The sequence below is a fragment of the Psychrobacillus syltrankelensis genome (genome assembly GCF_055454035.1).
In genome coordinates, this window is the sequence record NZ_CM144227.1 from 413,182 (window position 1) to 431,672 (window position 18,491).

Annotated in this window: 18 protein-coding genes; 13 read left to right on the forward strand and 5 right to left on the reverse strand. The window is 35.0% G+C overall.

Translation table 11 applies throughout. From position 1 onward, the window contains the following. The first annotated feature begins 3 nt into the window (after positions 1–3). On the forward strand, positions 4–891 hold the full coding sequence (locus tag ACTSKG_RS02035) for a deoxyribonuclease IV (protein WP_464756494.1): 888 nt from the start codon (positions 4–6) through the stop codon (positions 889–891). Positions 892–902: 11 nt separating this feature from the next. Here ACTSKG_RS02035 and ACTSKG_RS02040 read toward each other — a convergent pair whose 3' ends face one another. Next, positions 903–1,169 (reverse strand): hypothetical protein, encoded by a 267-nt coding sequence (locus ACTSKG_RS02040; protein ID WP_464756495.1) that lies wholly within the window; start codon positions 1,167–1,169, stop codon positions 903–905. A 103-nt stretch (positions 1,170–1,272) separates the two neighbouring features. On the opposite strand from ACTSKG_RS02040, the gene ACTSKG_RS02045 reads away from it, so the two are divergent. The 4 genes from ACTSKG_RS02045 to ACTSKG_RS02060 all read left to right on the forward strand — a co-directional run bounded on the left by ACTSKG_RS02045 (position 1,273) and on the right by ACTSKG_RS02060 (position 4,817). Continuing rightward, complete coding sequence (locus tag ACTSKG_RS02045) at positions 1,273–2,040, forward strand: metal ABC transporter ATP-binding protein (RefSeq protein WP_464756496.1); 768 nt, start codon at positions 1,273–1,275, stop codon at positions 2,038–2,040. Then, positions 2,037–2,885, forward strand: coding sequence for a metal ABC transporter permease (locus ACTSKG_RS02050; RefSeq protein ID WP_464756497.1), 849 nt, complete (start codon positions 2,037–2,039; stop codon positions 2,883–2,885). The genes ACTSKG_RS02045 and ACTSKG_RS02050 overlap by 4 nt, the downstream gene beginning before the upstream one ends. After that, complete coding sequence (locus tag ACTSKG_RS02055; RefSeq protein WP_464756498.1) at positions 2,882–3,292, forward strand: Fur family transcriptional regulator; 411 nt, start codon at positions 2,882–2,884, stop codon at positions 3,290–3,292. The genes ACTSKG_RS02050 and ACTSKG_RS02055 overlap by 4 nt, the downstream gene beginning before the upstream one ends. Before the next feature lie 217 nt (positions 3,293–3,509). Then, the gene (locus tag ACTSKG_RS02060; RefSeq protein WP_464756499.1) at positions 3,510–4,817 is read left to right on the forward strand and encodes a right-handed parallel beta-helix repeat-containing protein; all 1,308 of its coding nucleotides are present in this window, start codon (positions 3,510–3,512) and stop codon (positions 4,815–4,817) included. Positions 4,818–6,689: 1,872 nt separating this feature from the next. On the opposite strand, the gene ACTSKG_RS02065 is transcribed toward ACTSKG_RS02060, so the two are convergent. The 4 genes from ACTSKG_RS02065 to ACTSKG_RS02080 all read right to left on the reverse strand — a co-directional run bounded on the left by ACTSKG_RS02065 (position 6,690) and on the right by ACTSKG_RS02080 (position 9,361). Next, positions 6,690–7,268, reverse strand: a complete 579-nt coding sequence (locus tag ACTSKG_RS02065; RefSeq protein ID WP_464756500.1) for a hypothetical protein — start codon at positions 7,266–7,268, stop codon at positions 6,690–6,692. A gap of 12 nt (positions 7,269–7,280) precedes the next feature. Beyond that, positions 7,281–8,402, reverse strand: coding sequence for a flavodoxin-dependent (E)-4-hydroxy-3-methylbut-2-enyl-diphosphate synthase (gene ispG / locus ACTSKG_RS02070; protein WP_464756501.1), 1,122 nt, complete (start codon positions 8,400–8,402; stop codon positions 7,281–7,283). Between the two features lie 84 nt (positions 8,403–8,486). Then, the gene (locus ACTSKG_RS02075; protein WP_464756502.1) at positions 8,487–8,813 is read right to left on the reverse strand and encodes a hypothetical protein; all 327 of its coding nucleotides are present in this window, start codon (positions 8,811–8,813) and stop codon (positions 8,487–8,489) included. 47 nt (positions 8,814–8,860) lie between these two features. After that, positions 8,861–9,361, reverse strand: coding sequence for a DUF1189 family protein (locus tag ACTSKG_RS02080; RefSeq protein WP_464756503.1), 501 nt, complete (start codon positions 9,359–9,361; stop codon positions 8,861–8,863). A gap of 172 nt (positions 9,362–9,533) precedes the next feature. On the opposite strand from ACTSKG_RS02080, the gene ACTSKG_RS02085 reads away from it, so the two are divergent. The 8 genes from ACTSKG_RS02085 (at position 9,534) to pstA (ending at position 18,491) form a co-directional block, all read left to right on the forward strand. Next, a complete protein-coding gene (locus ACTSKG_RS02085) occupies positions 9,534–11,165 on the forward strand; it encodes a Na/Pi cotransporter family protein (protein ID WP_464756504.1) in 1,632 nt (543 codons plus the stop codon). Continuing rightward, positions 11,165–11,644 (forward strand): DUF456 domain-containing protein, encoded by a 480-nt coding sequence (locus ACTSKG_RS02090; protein WP_464757942.1) that lies wholly within the window; start codon positions 11,165–11,167, stop codon positions 11,642–11,644. Before ACTSKG_RS02085 ends, ACTSKG_RS02090 begins: the two co-directional genes overlap by 1 nt. 119 nt (positions 11,645–11,763) lie before the next feature. Then, a complete protein-coding gene (locus ACTSKG_RS02095) occupies positions 11,764–12,372 on the forward strand; it encodes a superoxide dismutase (protein ID WP_464756505.1) in 609 nt (202 codons plus the stop codon). 261 nt (positions 12,373–12,633) lie between these two features. Beyond that, positions 12,634–14,877, forward strand: a complete 2,244-nt coding sequence (locus ACTSKG_RS02100; RefSeq protein WP_464756506.1) for a peptidoglycan D,D-transpeptidase FtsI family protein — start codon at positions 12,634–12,636, stop codon at positions 14,875–14,877. A gap of 510 nt (positions 14,878–15,387) precedes the next feature. After that, positions 15,388–15,624 (forward strand): hypothetical protein, encoded by a 237-nt coding sequence (locus ACTSKG_RS02105; RefSeq protein WP_464756507.1) that lies wholly within the window; start codon positions 15,388–15,390, stop codon positions 15,622–15,624. Continuing rightward, positions 15,624–16,586 carry a PstS family phosphate ABC transporter substrate-binding protein gene (locus ACTSKG_RS02110; protein ID WP_464756508.1) on the forward strand — a complete coding sequence of 321 codons (963 nt, stop codon included), beginning with the start codon at positions 15,624–15,626 and terminating at the stop codon, positions 16,584–16,586. The genes ACTSKG_RS02105 and ACTSKG_RS02110 overlap by 1 nt, the downstream gene beginning before the upstream one ends. A 78-nt stretch (positions 16,587–16,664) precedes the next feature. Beyond that, positions 16,665–17,612: a phosphate ABC transporter permease subunit PstC gene (gene pstC, locus ACTSKG_RS02115; protein ID WP_464756509.1), complete on the forward strand. Its 948-nt coding sequence runs from the start codon at positions 16,665–16,667 to the stop codon at positions 17,610–17,612. After that, a complete protein-coding gene (gene pstA, locus ACTSKG_RS02120) occupies positions 17,613–18,491 on the forward strand; it encodes a phosphate ABC transporter permease PstA (protein ID WP_464756510.1) in 879 nt (292 codons plus the stop codon).

Sequence of the window (18,491 nt, forward strand, 5' to 3'; positions counted from 1 at the left end):
TCATTGCTTTTAGGATCACATGTTTCAATGAGTGGAAAAGAAATGCTTCTTGCCTCAAGCAAAGAAGCAGCTTCATATGGTGCAAACACATTCATGATTTATACAGGTGCACCTCAGAATACTCGAAGAAAACCAATCGAGGAGTTAAATATTGAGGCTGGCTTGCAACATATGAAAGAAAATGGAATAGCTAATATTGTTGTACATGCTCCATATATTATTAATTTAGGAAACACAACAAAACCAGAAACCTTTGCTCTAGGAGTAGATTTTCTACAAAAGGAAGTAGAACGAACTGCCGCAATTGGTGCAACGCAAATTGTATTACATCCTGGTGCACATGTCGGTGCAGGAGTAGATGCAGGGATTTCGAAAATAGTAGAAGGCTTAAATGAAGTATTAACGCAAGATTATCCTGTACAAATTGCTCTAGAGACAATGGCTGGAAAAGGATCAGAATGTGGGCGCACTTTTGAAGAATTAAGGCAAATTATAGATGGTGTTATTAATAATGATCGATTATCAATTTGCTTAGATACTTGCCATATTCATGACGCTGGATATGATGTTGTGAATGATTTTGATGGTGTATTAAATGAATTCGATAAAATTATTGGAATTGATCGTTTAAAAGTACTCCATATTAATGATAGTAAAAATATCCGTGGAGCGGCAAAAGACCGTCACGAAAATATTGGATTTGGTGAAATTGGGTATGAGGCACTACAGTATATTGTGCATCATCCTCAATTAATGCACATACCCAAAATTTTAGAAACTCCATTTGTTGGAGTAGACGCGAAATCTAAACAAGCACCATATAAAGCGGAAATTGAAATGCTTCGATCGAAAAATTTTTCACCTGAAGCTATTGATTCTTTAAGAAACTAATGAAAGTACCCTCATTTTTCACGTAAAAATGAGGGTGCTTTTTCTTTTAATTGTTGAAATAAGTCAACTGCTCGTTGTTCACCTAAAATGTTAATCAATTTTTGTTGAATGTGCATTGGAACACCTAACAATAACCAAGATATAGAAATTTCTTGAAGAAGTGGATATACTTCTTTTATCTCTTTATCTGATAACTTAATATCAAATGCTTTAATCATTTTTTTAAAATCTTTTATAGAACTTGTTTGTAATTCATGAATAAACCGCGAAATATCCAAACTATCATCCTCTCAAGATAAATTTATTTACACTTTCGTTTTTTTCCTCTATACTTTAACTTTGTAAATCGTAATGATTATTGATTAGAATAGAGGAAAAAAGATGGGGAAAGCCTTAATTCAATTAGAGCATGTTTATTATAAATATGAACAAACTGTGGCATTAAAAAATATTTCGTTAACAATTGAAGAAGGAGATTTTCTAGCAATTATAGGTCCTAATGGATCTGGGAAGTCGACACTATTAAAAATAATACTTGGATTATTGAAGCCGACAAAAGGGAAGGTTTTACTTTTTGAAAAACCTGTACCATTATTTAAAGAGAAGGAACTAATAGGGTATGTTTCTCAAAAATCAAATGCCTTTAATTCTGGATTCCCGGCAACCGTTGAGGAAGTTGTGAAAAGCGGTTTAGTTAAAAAAGTTGGTCTATTTCACTCGTATCCTAAAAATGTAAATTCAAAAGTGAGTGAAGCGCTAACTTCTGTAGGTATGGAAAAGTTTTCAAAAAAAAATATTGGAGATTTATCAGGCGGACAACAACAGCGTGTATTTATCGCTAGAGCATTAGTTAGTAATCCAAAAGTTTTAATATTGGATGAACCGACTGTTGGAGTAGATAGTAAAAATGTTCGCTCATTCTATCATATGTTATCGCATTTAAATCGGGAACATCAAATTACAATTGTCTTAGTAACTCATGATGTGGACGCAGTTTCTAAAAGCATAAGTCATGTCGCTTGTCTTAATCAAACAATTCATTTTCATGGCTTTCAAAAGGAAATGGATTCGATGAGTGATGAACAATTAGAGGCATGGTATGGACATTCTGTTCGGAAAGTGACACATCGAAATGAGGTACAATCATGATTGAATCATTACTTCAGTATCAATTTTTACAAAATGCTTTTATTTCTGGATTAATTATTGGGATTATAGCACCATTACTTGGCGTATTCATAGTTGTTCGTAGGCTTTCGTTAATTGCGGATGCATTAAGCCATGTTACGTTAGCAGGTATTGCAGGTAGTCTATACTTAAGTCAAACAATAGGGGCATTAGCATTATTAAATCCATTATATTTAGGAATAGCAGCTTCCGTTACGGGTTCACTATTTATTGAACGACTTCGTCGAATGTATAAGCATTATGAAGAATTAGCGATCCCAATTATAATGTCCGCAGGATTGGGTTTTAGTGCTATCTTTATATCTTTAGCTGAAGGTTTTAGTTCTGATTTATTTAGTTATTTATTCGGTTCTGTATCAGCTGTGAGTCGCCAAGATTTATGGATAATTATTTGTATTGCCTTAATAGTTATTACATTTCTAACATTTTTCTATAAAGAATTGTTTGTTTTATCTTTTGACGAGGAATATGCAAAGGCATCGGGATTACCAGCAAAGTGGATTCATATATTATTTATGATTGTTACTGCATTAGTTATCGCGGGTTCCATGAGAATCGTCGGTATACTATTAGTTTCGTCACTTATGACATTACCTGTGGCTGCAGCAATGCGAATTGCAAAAGGTTTTAAGCAAGCTATTTTTTTCTCCGTTTTGTTTGGTGAGCTTGCAGTGATTATCGGAATAGTAAGTGCGTATTATATGAATCTAGCTCCTGGTGGAACAATTGTAGTAACGTCAATTATTATCTTACTTCTAACAATTACATTGAAAAAGATGTCAATGAAGGGAGCTGTATCACAATGAATATTGAAAAAGCTTGGAATATGCTGAAAAAAGAAGGTTTTAAAAAAACTGACAAACGGGAACAAATTTTAGAAATTTTTTCGAAGACAGAAAAATATATAACAGCAAGAGATATTTTAGATGTTATGATGGTTGAACATCCAGGGATGAGTTATGATACAATCTATCGTAACTTAAGTACATTTGTTGATCTTGGTATTTTAGAAGAAACGGAGTTAAGTGGAGAAAAACACTTTCGTATGCAATGTGAAATGGACCACCATCATCATCACTTTATTTGTATGTCCTGTGGAAATATTAAAGAAATTAATTTTTGTCCTATGGAAGTTTTGCAAAATGCTATTCCAGCATATCAAATAGATAGTCATAAATTTGAAATATACGGTAAATGTCCAGAATGTCATTAACTAGTCCCGCCAAAGAAATTATTTGGCGGTTTTTTTATATTTACTTATAAAAAGGGTTTCTTAAATTTAACTTGGAAGAAGAGATATAATATATGACCGCCCTTAAACTATTAAATTATAGTCATATTATGAAGAGGAGAAAGGAATTCTCTTTCTACTAAATCTAGTTAAGTAAGAATTATATTGCTTCAACTAGAGAAGAAAGGAGGTATGAAAAATGGCAGAAAAAACTTTTATTAACAATAGTCTTGCAACCTTTCAAATAACTCTTTTTATTCGTGAAGGAGATAACCCAGTTAATCAAGATGGAACTGTTTCTTTTACGCTAAATCCAAGTGAAACAATAACTGTAACTTATGGTAATAGTCTAAACAAATTTCTAAATGGAATACTATTCTTTACTATTTCGGAAGGTGATCTTTACAGTAAAATTCAATTTATTACAATGGAGAGCGAGCTAGATGATCTTCTGAATACAAATGATTCAATTACCTTAACAAAGATAGGAACGGATTATTTGATGACTGGAAGTAATGAAAATCTCGATGCTGTGAATAATGCACAAACTGTAACAGAAATGAGGATTGCTATCGAAAACCCGAGTTTGTGGTTAGATCTTACATCATATAATAGCCTTCCAGACGTACTAAAAGATCAAGTAGCAGGAGAAATATTAAGTAATAGACCAGCGGGTGGATATCTTTTAGTAGCTGGTGTTCAGTTATCACTTGATGCTGCAATAAACGAGATAGTCAATCCAGATAATATTTATGTACTCGTTGGTTCAGTAGGAGGAGATGGTAGTAGAGCAAAACCTTTTGGAACTATTACAGAGGGAATTGCTGCTGTAAATCCGAACGGTGTTGTAAATATATTAAAAGGGATTTATCCAATTACTTCTCAAATTGTCGTGAATACAGCTGGAATTACGTTAAAAGGAGAACTAGGAACAGTACTATTGTTAGAGGCAAATATTATTCCCTTAATGATACTTGCAAATAACACTATAATTGATGGTTTAACGATGACTAGTGATGTCCCATATACAGCTGAATTTATACAAGTGGGAGGAGATGGTACTAGCATAATCAATAATACGATATATGGCCCAGAACAAGCCTTACCAATGTCAACTTGGGTGGTGAATCGCGCTGTGGTGCCTCAAGTAGGAAATACAAGTCTTTTAGTAGAAAATAATACTTTTTATTCTTTACGAACGGGGATCTATATTAATCCAGATGTAACTGGTGCTATTAATAATAATATAGTTTACAATACAAAAGGTGCTTTTTTAGTGGACAGGGCACTTACTACCTTTGTTGGAAATTCATGGGGAAATCCACAAAATGAGGTTGATATCGCATTGTTAGCTGGCACAACTAATGGACCTCCATATAATGATCTAGCGGCATTAAGTGCTGAAAATGATAATGCAACTATCTCTGATCAACGAAATGAATTAATGAAAAGTGTTGAGAATACCGGATCTAAGAATCCTTTTTGGAAAAAGTTTTTTAAAAGATAATTTCTACCATCCTAGATGATCAATTGACTTACTAGAAGTAGATACTTTTCTTTAAATGAAAGTAATTTAGGGGTGTATTTCTATTTTAAAGAGATAAGTATATAAATTCTTGGTCATTAACAGGTGTATTTCCGCATATGCGGACGGCTTTCTAGGGGGCAAGCATCAAGCCGCTTCTGCCAACATGACGTTGGTCCCAAAGACGTTGCTACACGATATGGCGGTCTTAGCCTTTGAACAATTGAATGCTCAGTCCAAGGGCTTGATTTGCTTGCTATTCCCCTAGGAGTCGTCGCCCGCTCCAATCAACAGTGCAATTATCAAAGACCATATGCTTCGTAGAAAAAATGAACTAGTACTTTCCGTTGTTTATCAATAGGGAGAGTGGAACCTGAAAAAAAATAGCATCTATAGGCGCTAAGCTGGCGATGCACAAACATTCGCCACAAGATTACCAAAAAAGTGTAGCCAATGTTTTGTCCCAAAGAACTCTAGAAATATAGAAGACAAGATGCACTTAAAAGGGAAGAAAGTATATGAAATTGGACTACTGAAAATCCTGTATTCATAGTGTTTTAGTAGCACAGTTTTTTTCTTAACACTGATTTGCGCTATCTCACACAAAGTTAACTCTTTATATGTAGAAATGGTTGCTTTCACGATAAAATTGGTTGCTTTCGTCTCGAGATTGGTTGCTGTCACTGTAGAATCTGTAGCTTTCACCTTACAATTAGTCGCTCTATGACAGTTTTTAACTTTTCCCTTCTTTATAAATAGGCAGCATCTATTGATAAAGAAGCGCTGAGCGGACGAAATTGCATCTTCGTCCGTTTTTAAAAGTATAGGAAAGCCTTTATTCTCTCATTAACCAAAATAAATGCACTATTTCTTTGCAAATTCCAAGAGGGCGACGGATAAACATCCACTACAAGATTACCGAGAAAAAGGCTCGTGAAGTGACGCAGTCACTTCACGAGCCAAATTATAGCGGTAATGATGTAGCCAATGTTTCATCCAAAGTACTCTAGAAACGGTGAAGACAAAATACACTTAAAGGACGCTTGCGCTTTTCTTAAGAGAAAGTATATGAAATTGGTATACTAGGAATCCAGTATTCACAACGACTTGAAGGCTTTCAACTAGTGACTCTCTTATGAAGGATCTCCCATATAGATAACGTTTTCCCGGATATAGCGCTCTGGTATTCGCTTTCCGAAGGGCGAGCGACGAGTCTCATACCGCCGCGCTATCTCCTTATGAGTAGTAAAGAGATAGTGATGGAATTCTATAGAACGCTTAAAGCATTAGTTGGCACACTCCAAGATAAAAGCTATTTTGCGATTCTCGTTGCTGACTTTGCAATTGGTATTATCTATCTTGCGAATATGTCTATAAGGATAAGGGGAATGGCAAGCATGTTGCCCATAATTTTTTGCCTAAGGTTCACATCTAATTGGTGTACCAAGCGTTCGCACTTATATTAGTTATTTGGAGAAGCGTCCGCTCGACTCCTGCGGGAAAGCGGAGTAATCGAGACCCCACAGGAGCAGAGCGACGAGGAGGCTCGATACTTCGCCCGCGGAAAGCGAGCGGTAAGCTTCGGAAAACAACTGAGTGGAGACCCTAGAGCTCTTAAAGGGTGCTTGCGCTTTTCTTAACTGTATATTAACTTTTATGCTATTAACGGGTAAATTCCGACAACAGGTTGGCGCTTTTCAGGAGGTTAAGCATATAGCCGCCTCTCGTTATACTAAGTTAAGGCTATTAATGTAGTAGATGTTTGGTCCGAAACAATTTAGAAGAAGTAGTAACAAGTTACAATTAAAGGACGTTCTCCTTTTCTTATTAAATAAAAAACGTGAGGATTAGTCCTCACGTTTTTTGTAATGCGAATTCTTTTTCAATCCACTTATTTGCTTCAATCCAGTTATTTACACGAATAACCCCTTTTGGAGCAGGTTGTTGGTTATATGGGGTATTAAACAATATAACAGGAATATCTAGTTCTTCGTGAATTTCTACTGCATTATCATGTTTATCTTCAAAGAAAGCATGGACACCATATTTTCTAGCAGTTTCAATTTTATTATGTGATCCTATTAATTCGATATGATCATAAAGTAATTCTTGTTCTTTAAACCAATTAAGCGTAACATCCATAACATTTTCACCACGAGCAGAAATGAAAAACAGTTCATATTTTTCTTTCCATGCAGACAAAACAGCATGAGCATCTGGCTGTATCGGGGAAGTTGCATATATGACGGACTCTGTTTTTCTAAACCATTCATAAAATTCTAGTTCGTTAACTGGAAATGCTTTTGTTAAATCATATTCTTTAATATCTTCTAACTGAAGATTGCAGTTAAAAGCACTATTTATATGTGGAAGTAAAGAAGTGGGGGATGTTACAGTCCCATCAATATCTATTCCGAATCGTACATTCGTCATATACTTTACTCCTTACGCTTGTTGTTTTTCTTTTTCTAATTTTTCTAGTTCTTGTTTTGCAAAATATTCTGTTGCAATTTTATCAATTTCAATTTTAAGCTCATCGACCATTGTTTCTTCAGGTACTTTGCGTACTGTTTTACCTTTCATAAATAAGAGCCCTTCACCTCGTGCTCCAGCAATTCCGATATCTGCTTCGCGGGCCTCACCAGGACCATTTACTGCACATCCAAGTACTGCTACTTTAATTGGGGCTTTAATATGCGATATATATTCTTCTATTTCATTTGCAATAGAAATTAGGTCAATTTCAATACGTCCGCATGTTGGACATGAGATAAGTGTTGCTGCATTAGATGATAGACCGAATACTTTTAACAACTCGCGAGCAACTTTAATTTCCTCAACAGGATCTGCACTTAACGAAACACGCATTGTATTTCCAATTCCCATGCTTAGTAAAGTCCCTAGTCCTGCTGCACTTTTAATTGATCCAGCAAATAACGTACCTGATTCTGTAATACCTAAATGAAGTGGGTAGTCAAATGCTTGAGAAGCTTTTGTGTAAGCTTCAATAGCTAAATTTACATCCGATGCTTTCATCGAAACGATAATATTGTGAAAATCTAAGTCTTCAAGAATTTTAATATGGTGCAGGGCACTTTCTACCATACCATCTGCTGTTGGGTAACCATATTTTTCTAATATTTTCTTTTCAAGTGAACCAGCGTTTACACCAATACGTATTGGGATACCTTTTGCTTTTGCAGCATTTACAACTGCTTCTACTTTTTCTTTCCGTCCGATATTACCTGGGTTAATACGAATCTTATCTGCACCTTGCTCAATAGCAATAAGAGCAAGCTTATAATCGAAATGGATATCTACTACAAGCGGGATATTAATACGTTTTTTTATTTCGCCTATTGCATTGGCAGCTCTCTCATCAGGACATGCTACACGTACAATCTGACAACCAGCTTCTTCTAGTCGTAATATTTCCGCAACAGTTGCTTCAACATCATGCGTTTTAGTAGTAGTCATACTTTGGATGAATAGCTCATTGCTTCCACCTATTGTTAAGTCTCCAACTCGAACAGGGCGAGTTTTGGAACGATGAATTATTTCACTCATGTAATTCTCTCCTTCTTGAGGCTTTATGCCATCACTATCATTCATTTTATCAGTCTGAGGAATGAAATTACAAGAAAGAAAGCTCTATCTTTCATTTTTGCAAGCTTCATTCGTGGAGTAGACTGGTAAAAATACTAATTCACCATCTTTTGCCGTTTGATTTATTAAATGCGGATTCAGTTGATAAAAGTCTAAAAGTCTTTTATCATAGGTAATTGTTTCATTAACCGGATACATAGAAAAAAGAGAGGGAAATGTATCACCCGAATGCACCTTTATGGAAATATAATCCATCGTTTCAATGCATTCTTCGGTTGGATAAAACGCAAGAGGAATCGTACCTTCAAACATATCTACTTTAATAATATAAAGTGTGATGAGAATCATAATAGTTGCTAAGAATATTTTCATATAAAAACCCCCTTGTCCTACAATATGCGGAAAAGGAGGAATTATGACTATCGCTTGATTGGATAGTATTTGCATGTAAAAAATAAATATACAAGAGTGATTAGATAAGTGGTAAGTTCGATATATCCACTAGTCAATTGAACAATTGAAAAAACTATAGAGATTATCAATGGTAGGGTGCTTGCAAATAGAGCACTTCTCCACATATGCCGGTATTCACCTTTATGTTTCGAAACAGACAGAAAAATAACCCCAATATAAGCAAAAATGCTAATCCGAATAAAAATAAATAAAGTATTTAGCACAAATAATAATACAAAAGCAGAGGGGTATATCAACCATTTAATGTCCTTAAAGTATTCTATTAAGTCTTCCATATTTGCTTGTTGGATAGATAATCCGTTTATGAATTGAACAAATGAAATAATCGTGATGATTAGTACATAAGTAAATATATATTGCATAACCTTACCGATTGGTACAAGGCGAAATGCCGCAATTTTTTTTGGACTATGTAAACTTGCTTTAAATAACTGAAATAAATTCATCTAATTCACCCCTTCTTCTACATTTTATCATCTGTTAATAGTGGAAAACAAAGTAATTTAGATGATTATGTTAAGAAAATATTAAGAATATCTAGATTCACTTTACAATTCCTTTATAATTTAACCATAATAGAATGTAAAGATATTGTCGAAATAGGAGTTGACCTTCAAAGTGGATCTCAATTGGCAAGAAATGCTGTTCGAATTTTTTGGTGGATTAGGTATATTTTTATTTGCCATTAAATATATGGGAGACGGCTTACAAAAAACCGCCGGAGATAGATTAAGAGATTTACTAGATCGTTATACAACGAATCCTCTAATGGGAGTTGTAGCTGGTATATTATTTACGGTTTTAATCCAATCTAGTGCTGGAACGATTGTAATTGTAATAGGTTTAGTAAGTGCTGGATTTATGACTTTGCGCCAATCTATAGGTGTTATAATGGGTGCAAATATAGGAACTACCATAAAAGCTTTTATTATTGGTTTTGAAATTGGTGATTACGCACTTCCAATTATGGCAATTGGGGCGTTTTTAATCTTTTTTTTCAAAAGAAAAATGGCACATAATGTCGGAGAAGTACTATTCGGATTAGGTGGTTTGTTTTTTGGACTCGAATTAATGATGAAAGGCATGAGTCCTTTACAACATTTATCGTCGTTTACGGAGATGACTTTAAGTGTAAGTAATCATCCACTACTAGGAGTAGTAGCTGGAGTGATTATTACAGTGTTCATACAAAGTTCTAGTGCTTCGGTAGCTATATTACAAGGCTTCTATGCGGAACACTTAATTTCGTTAAAAGGCGCTTTACCAATCTTATTTGGAGACAATATCGGAACGACTATTACTGCTATATTAGCTTCATTGGGTGCAACGGCTAGCGCTAAAAGAGCAGCTACTTCCCATTTACTATTTAATATTGTTGGTACCATTGTGTTTTTAATCTTTTTAACACCATTTTCTTTGTTTATGGAATGGATATCTGGGGTATTTGCACTGGAAAATAAAATGCAAATAGCTTTAGCACACGGAACATTTAATCTGGTGAACGTAATTCTTCAGTTTCCTTTAATAGGTGCATGGGTAGTTTTATTGACGAAGTTGTTGCCTGGGGAAGATTACTCGAGCAAATACAAAACAAAACATTTAGAAGAGGATTTCATAGAAGAATCTCCAACTATTGCAATCGGACAAGCTAAAGAAGAAATTCTACGTATGGGCAATTTTAGTGTTCAGGGATTAGAGAAAACATTTGATTATCTTAGATTTAGAAATAAACAGGAAGCCCAAGAAGCTTATCAAATAGAAGAAGCGATTAATCATTTGGACACAAAAATAATAAACTATTTAGTAAGGATTTCTTCCCAACCATTATCAAGGCAAGATTCGGGTAGACATTTTATGTTAATGACTACGGTAAGAGATATTGAAAGAATAGGCGATCATTTTGAAAATATTATTGAACTAATTGATTATCACGACGAACATCGTTTTCAACTCACTGAGGACGCAATGGAGGACATTTCCAAAATGTTTACGTTAACCATTAATACTGTAAAAAAAAGCATAGAGGCTTTGGATTTAAATAGCGATCAACTTGCGAGAGAGGTTGCGGAACAAGAGAATGTGATTGATCGTATGGAGCGTCAATTTAGAAAAAATCATTTTTTCCGATTGAATGAAGGTTTATGTTCTGGTCATGCAGGTGTAATTTTTGTAGATATGTTGAGTAACTTAGAAAGAATAGGGGATCATGCAGTAAATATTGCAGATGCTGTTTTAGGTAAACGCATATGATAGAAATCATTGGATGGATACTTATAGTTGCTTGCTTTATTATTGCATTTATCGGAACGTTTTATCCAATTATACCTTCAGTAGTCTTTATGATATTAGGTTATATTATTTATGGCTTATTTTTCTCTTTTGCACAATTGAATTGGCTATTCTGGATCATTCAGTTATTATTTGTAGTTCTATTATTTAGTGCAGATATGGCAGCCAATGCATTCGGTGTGAAAAAATTTGGTGGAACAAAAGCTGGTATGTGGGGAAGTTCAATCGGCTTAATAGTAGGTCCTTTTGTTATTCCCGTGGCGGGGATCATAGTTGGACCTTTTCTAGGAGCAATATTAGCCGAGCTAGTTATGACAAGAAAAGGGTTGAAACAAGCGTTTAAATCGGGAATCGGATCTTTAGTTGGTTTCCTTACTTCTTCGTTAGCTAAAATAATTATATTGACGGCTATGTTAGTACTCTTTATTATCTTCGTATAACTTCAGTCAAAAGTATGAGAATAATAATTTTAGTCTTTTTTAATTGAACGTTTTCCGTTAATTTGATACGCTAATAAACGGAAAGAATTTTCTAAAATATTCTTTAGGAGGAAACAAAAATGGCATATGAATTACCAGAATTACCTTATGCGTACGATGCACTTGAACCACATATTGACAAAGAAACGATGAATATTCATCACACAAAACATCACAATACTTACGTTACTAATTTAAACAACGCGGTTGCAGGGAAAGCAGACTTAGAAAACAAATCTGTAGAAGAGTTGATCGCTAACTTAGATACAGTACCTGAAGATATTAAAACCACGGTACGCAACAATGGTGGCGGCCATGCAAACCACTCATTTTTCTGGCAAATCCTATCACCAAACGGTGGCGGGAAACCAACAGGAGAATTAGCAGAAGCAATCGATGCTAAATTCGGTAGTTTTGATGCTTTTAAAGAAGAGTTCGCTAAAGCAGCTACTACTCGTTTTGGTTCCGGTTGGGCATGGTTATCAGTTGCTAATGGAAACCTAGAACTTTCATCTACAGCTAACCAAGATTCACCAATCATGGAAGGTAAAACTCCAATTCTAGGATTAGATGTTTGGGAACACGCTTACTACTTAAACTATCAAAACCGTCGTCCTGACTATATTTCTTCTTTCTGGAATGTAGTAAATTGGGATGAAGTATCAAAAAGATACGCAGCTGCAAAATAAAATAATATTAACTTGTGCAACGAGCTTCGCACAGGAGTAAAATAATTTTATAAAAAAGAAACTTTGCACACACTTTTTCGTCTAAAAGTGTGTGCTTTTTATGTTACACTAACATATAGTGAGATCTATTAATTTTATGCAAATAAAGTTAAAGCCTCCGGTGGATGATACATATGTCTTTTAGGAATTCATCCACCAAACAGTTTGCAAAGTCTTGGTAAAAATAAGCCAGGATGAATTTGATAGAAGTAGGTGATCCCCATGAGAAAAATTCCAAATAAACGTGCACAAAGTGTAAAAGCCAAACAAAGAGCTAATATTACCTTTCGTATGAATATACTTTTCTTTTCTATATTCCTGTTATTTACATTATTAATCTTGCGTCTAGGCTACTTACAAATTGTAAAAGGGGAAGACTATAAAAGAACTCTCGAACGTACGGAAGAAGTTGCAGTAAATACAAGTGTACCAAGAGGGCGTATTTTTGATAGCCAAGGACGAATTCTCGTAGATAATGAGCCACAACGTGCCATTACATATACCAAAATGCAAACAACTAAATCAGAGGAAATGTATAAAACAGCTGAAAAGTTAAGTTTACTGATTGATAAAAATATATCAGCGATTACTAAAAGTGACTTACAAGATTTTTGGCTTAGGAAGTACAAAACCGAAGCATTAAAGTTGGTGTCTGATGAGGAACGTAAAAAAATTGAAACAGATGAAAACCTTTCAGCAAAAGAAAAGAATATTGAAGTGAATCGATTGACAAGAAGTAGAATTCCGGAAGACCAATTACAATCATTTACTCCAGAAGAAAAGGAAGTTATTGCGATTTACCGTGAAATGGTTGCGGGATATGCATTATCACCACAAATTATCAAAGGTGGGGAAGTTTCTAATAAGAAACTTAAAGCTGGTGAGATTTCGGAAGATGTTTCTGTGGAAGAATTTGCACGTGTCTCTGAGAGACTGGGTGATATCGATTTAAAGGGTGTTAATACAACTACCGATTGGCGAAGAATGTATACATCTCCGCTTGCGATATTAGGAACTGCTACGTTACCAAAAGAAGGTATACCAAAAGAACGTCTCGATTATTTCTTATCAAAAGGTTATTCTAGAAATGACCGTGTCGGAAAAAGTTATATTGAACAACAATACGAAGACGTGCTCCAAGGACAAAAAAGTATCGTGAAGAATATTACAGATGGAAAAGGGAGAGTAATAGATACTCAAACAATTGATAAAGGTAAACCAGGGGAAGATTTAGTACTGACTATGGATAGTGAAGTGCAGATTGCTCAAGAAGAAATACTAGAAAGAGAACTTTTAAGATTGAAACAAATTGCTGGAACAAAGTATTTAGATAGAGCATTTTTTATTATGATGAATCCGTATACTGGTGAAGTTCTTTCATTAGTTGGCAAGCAAGTCGTGAATGATCCTGTGACAGGAAAGTTAAAGGTTCGGGACTATGCATATGGTTCGTTTACAACAGCTTATGAAGTAGGATCAACTGTAAAACCCGGAACCTTACTCACTGGTTATCGCGAAAATGCTTTGACTATTGGGGAAAAGAAAATAGATGAACCTATTCGTATAAAAGGTTCAGCGCCGAAGAGTTCGGTATTTAATAGATCTGGGCGAATTCAACTTAGTGATACAGAAGCAATTGAACGTTCTTCCAATGTATATATGTTTAAAACTGCTTATAGTATTGCCGGTCGGACTTATCAACCAAATCAAGGTATTAATTTTGGCCCTGAAGCCTTTCAGAAGATGAGAAATGGGTATGCTCAACTTGGCTTAGGTGTTCGAACAGGGATTGATTTACCAGGTGAAGTGACAGGAGTAGAAGGTGGAACCGAAATGGGGAAATTGCTTGACCTTGCAATTGGTCAATATGATACCTACACTCCTTTACAGCTTGCTCAATTTGCTGCCACTCTAGCAAATGGTGGAAGTCGTATTCAGCCACATGTAGTTAAGGAAATAAGAGAACCATCAGCTGATGGTGAACAACTTGGTAGTGTTTTAAAAGAGTTTACTCCGAATATATTAAACACAATTGATAATTCAAAGGCAGAAATTGATCATATTCGTTCAGCTATGCAACTAGTTTATTACGGAAGTAAAGGTTCAGCACATTCTGCGTTTGGAAACTCTCAATTTAATGGTGCTGGGAAAACAGGAACTGCACAATCATTCTTTTATGATGCCGCGCAAGATAGAAGTTTTAGAACAGTTAATTTAACACATATTGGTTTTGCGCCATTTGATAACCCGGAGATAGCATATGCTCTAGTTATTCCTAGGGCTTCGCTTGAATCTAACTACAAGTCTAGTTTTGCTACACCTATTGCACGTGAGTTAGTAGATGAGTATTTTAAAATTCAGAAAAAAAATGAAGCAAAAAAAGAAAATGAATCAACTACGACTCCTACTATTAAACCTGCTTTTACAAACGATAAAATAGATGAAGAAGAGACACAATCGAAATAATAATTTAATTTTTAACTGACCATCCTAAGGTTATATAAGGATGGTCATTTTTTTGTGAAAATTCTAAAATTATTCAAACCTAACGTACGATGTCTCTACAAAATCCTTGTGGAAAGTGCAATGACAGGCGGACGCTTGTGAGATTCCAAAATAGCATTTTCGGACGCTTTTAAAAGAATAGGAAAGGATTTATTCACTCATTATCCAATCAAAACGCATTATGACTTCATAAATACCAAGAGGGCAACGGACAAACATCCGCCCCAAGATTACCGAAAAAATGGAGCGTGCTTAAAATTTAGATGATTGAGAGAAAAAACATGCGCTAAGGTGGTGCATGTTTTTTAATTTTGGAGACATACTTAATAAAAAGGGTGTGTGCAAATGGCGATAAACAAAGTGTTTGTTTCTGTATTTTCGTATCCTGATGAGTCTCCTTGGGAATTCGAAGTAGTAGCAAATCGAAACAAGTAACTTTTGGAGGCACATTTACCAATAAGATACTATCATTTGGAGAAAGAAAACGATGATTATGATACGAAAATGAAAAAGATATATGCATTGATTCATGAGTTTGGTGATCAAGAATCAAAACCATTTATAGAACAGCTTCTATTCTTATTTTCTATTCACTTCCTATTCAATTTACAAAAGCTTTACAATACGTTCATATCGACTCAACATGCAGCCTTTATAGTAAACATTGTAAGAGAAACAGAAAACATAACTTTAGGGGGATTTACCTGATGAAGAACTGGAAGTACTTATTAATGGCATCAGTGGTAGGATCAGCATTAACACTTGGGGCTTGTGGAAATAATTCAAACACAACTACTGAAGACCCTTCAGCGAAAGAACAATCAACAGACAAAGTAGTTCCTATAGAAGGTAAAGTTGCTGGAGACGGATCAAGTACAGTAGCTCCGATTATGGAAGGTATCGTTGAAGAATATCAAGGTGTACAAGGAAAAGTTCAAGTAACTGTTGGAGTATCTGGTACTGGTGGAGGTTTTGAAAAATTCATCGCAGGATCAACTGATTTCTCTAATGCTTCCCGTCCAATAAAAGATGAAGAAAAAGAAAAACTTGCAGCAGCAGGTATTGACTATACTGAATTCAAAATCGCATACGATGGTTTATCGATTGTTGTGAACAAAGATAACACTTGGGCTGATTCTTTAACTATTGAAGACTTACAAAAAATCTGGGTTGAAGATGGTACCGTGAAGAAATGGTCAGATATTAACCCAGCTTGGCCAAATGAAGAAATAGTATTTTATTCACCAGGTACTGACTCTGGAACACATGATTATTTCAACGAAGTGGTCGTAAAAGATAATGATATGGTTAAATCCGCGACACTTTCTGGAGATCCTAACGTACTTGTACAAGGTGTACAAGGAGATAAAAATGCCATTGGTTATTTCGGATATGCATATTACTTAGCAAATAAAGATACATTGAAAGTTATCAAAATTGATGGTGTAGAACCAACACATGAAACGATTAGAAATGGTGAATACACACCACTATCACGTCCACTATTTGTTTATGCTAAAAATAGTGCTATAAAAGACAATCCAGCAGCTTACGATTTCATTAAATATGCAATTGAAAATTCAGGAGATATGGCTGAAGCAGTTGGTTATGTTCGTCTTCCTGATGAAGAATACGCTAAAGACTTAGCAGATTTAGAAGGTTTGAAGTAATAGGTAAATTGGAAAAGAGAAGATACGAGTAGCAATATTGCTACTCTTTTCTTTCGTTTGGTAAAAGGGGGATTCATCATGGCTCAAAAGGGTTTGACTGATCGACCATCAGTTCAAGAGCTAATCGCTAAATCAAATAGTAAAAAACAAAAAAAAATAATAGAAAAACTTGTTCCAATCTTTTTACTACTAATAGCATCAGTTTCAGTATTAACGACGATTGGAATCGTTTTTACACTTATTTTTGAAACAGGCATGTTCTTCACTAGAGTTCCTATTCTCGATTTCTTATTTGGAACAGAATGGCTTCCTTTTGCAAATAGTACACCATCATTTGGTATACTTCCATTAGTAATGGGGACAGTTAAAGTAACGTTAATTGCAGTGATTGTTGCAGTTCCGTTTGGAATTGCATCAGCCATATTTTTGAGCGAATATGCAAATGAAAATGCTAGGAGAATTATTAAGCCAATTTTAGAAATATTAGCAGGAATTCCAACAATTGTATATGGTTTTTTTGCTTTAACATTTGTAACTCCTTTGTTACAACAGATTATACCAAGCTTGAAGATCTTTAATGCATTAAGTCCAGGTATCGTTGTTGGGATTATGATCTTGCCAATGATTGCATCATTATCTGAAGATGCCATGACATCTGTTCCTCGTTCCATTCGTGAAGGTGCTTTAGCTATGGGATCTACCAAATTAGAAGTTGCAATTAAAGTAGTGTTGCCGGCAGCACTTTCTGGAATAATCGCATCTATAGTTCTTGCAATTTCACGGGCAATTGGTGAAACGATGATTGTTTCATTAGCTGGAGGATCTACTCCTAAGTTTGATTTAAATGTTACAGATTCTATTCAAACAATGACCGCTTATATTGTACAAGTTACTACAGGAGATGCCGGTTATGGAACTACAATCTATTATTCAATTTACTCCATTGGATTTACATTGTTCTTGTTTACATTGTTGATGAACTTTATTGCTCACGTTATTTCGAAAAAGTATCGGGAGGAATATTAAATGAGATATGTTAATCATGAATCGGTAGTAAAAAGAATGAAAGCTAGACTCACAGTAAATCGATTTTTTAAAACCTTATTTTTTATAGCAACATTATTTGCATTAGTAACACTAAGTATTCTTTTTTATAGAATAATCACACAAGGAATTGGTTATTTAACACCTGAATTTTTTCTAAACTTTGGCTCCCGCTTTCCTGCTAAAGCAGGAATAAAAGCGGCTTTGGTTGGTTCGGTTTGGTTAATGGGTGTTGTGGCTCCTGTTTCCTTAATATTAGGTGTAGGTACCGCCATATATTTAGAGGAGTATGCAAAGAAAAACAAACTTAATGATTTTATTCGGATGAATATTTCAAATCTTGCAGGCGTTCCTTCGGTTGTTTTTGGATTGCTTGGTTTGACTATCTTCGTTCGCACATTATCGCTGGGAAATAGTGTATTAGCTGCTGGATTCACAATGAGCTTGATGATACTACCAGTGATAATTGTTGGAGCCCAAGAAGCAATTCGTTCCGTACCGAAAGAAGTTCGGGAAGCTTCATATGGAATGGGTGCAACAAAATGGCAAACGATAACAAGAGTTGTTTTGCCTTCCTCTATTCCAGGAATTTTAACAGGTGCAATTTTGGCACTTTCACGTGCGGTTGGAGAAACGGCTCCATTAGTAGTAATCGGTATACCTGTTATTATTCAGTTTTTACCGGTGAATTTACTAAGCCAGTTTACTGCACTACCGATGCAAATTTACGATTGGGCTAAAAGACCCCAAGCTGAATTCCAACATGTTGCGGCTGCTGGGATTCTAGTATTAATGATTTTCTTGTTGGTAATGAATTCCATCGCTATATTTATTCGAAATAAATTTCAAAAAAGGTACTGA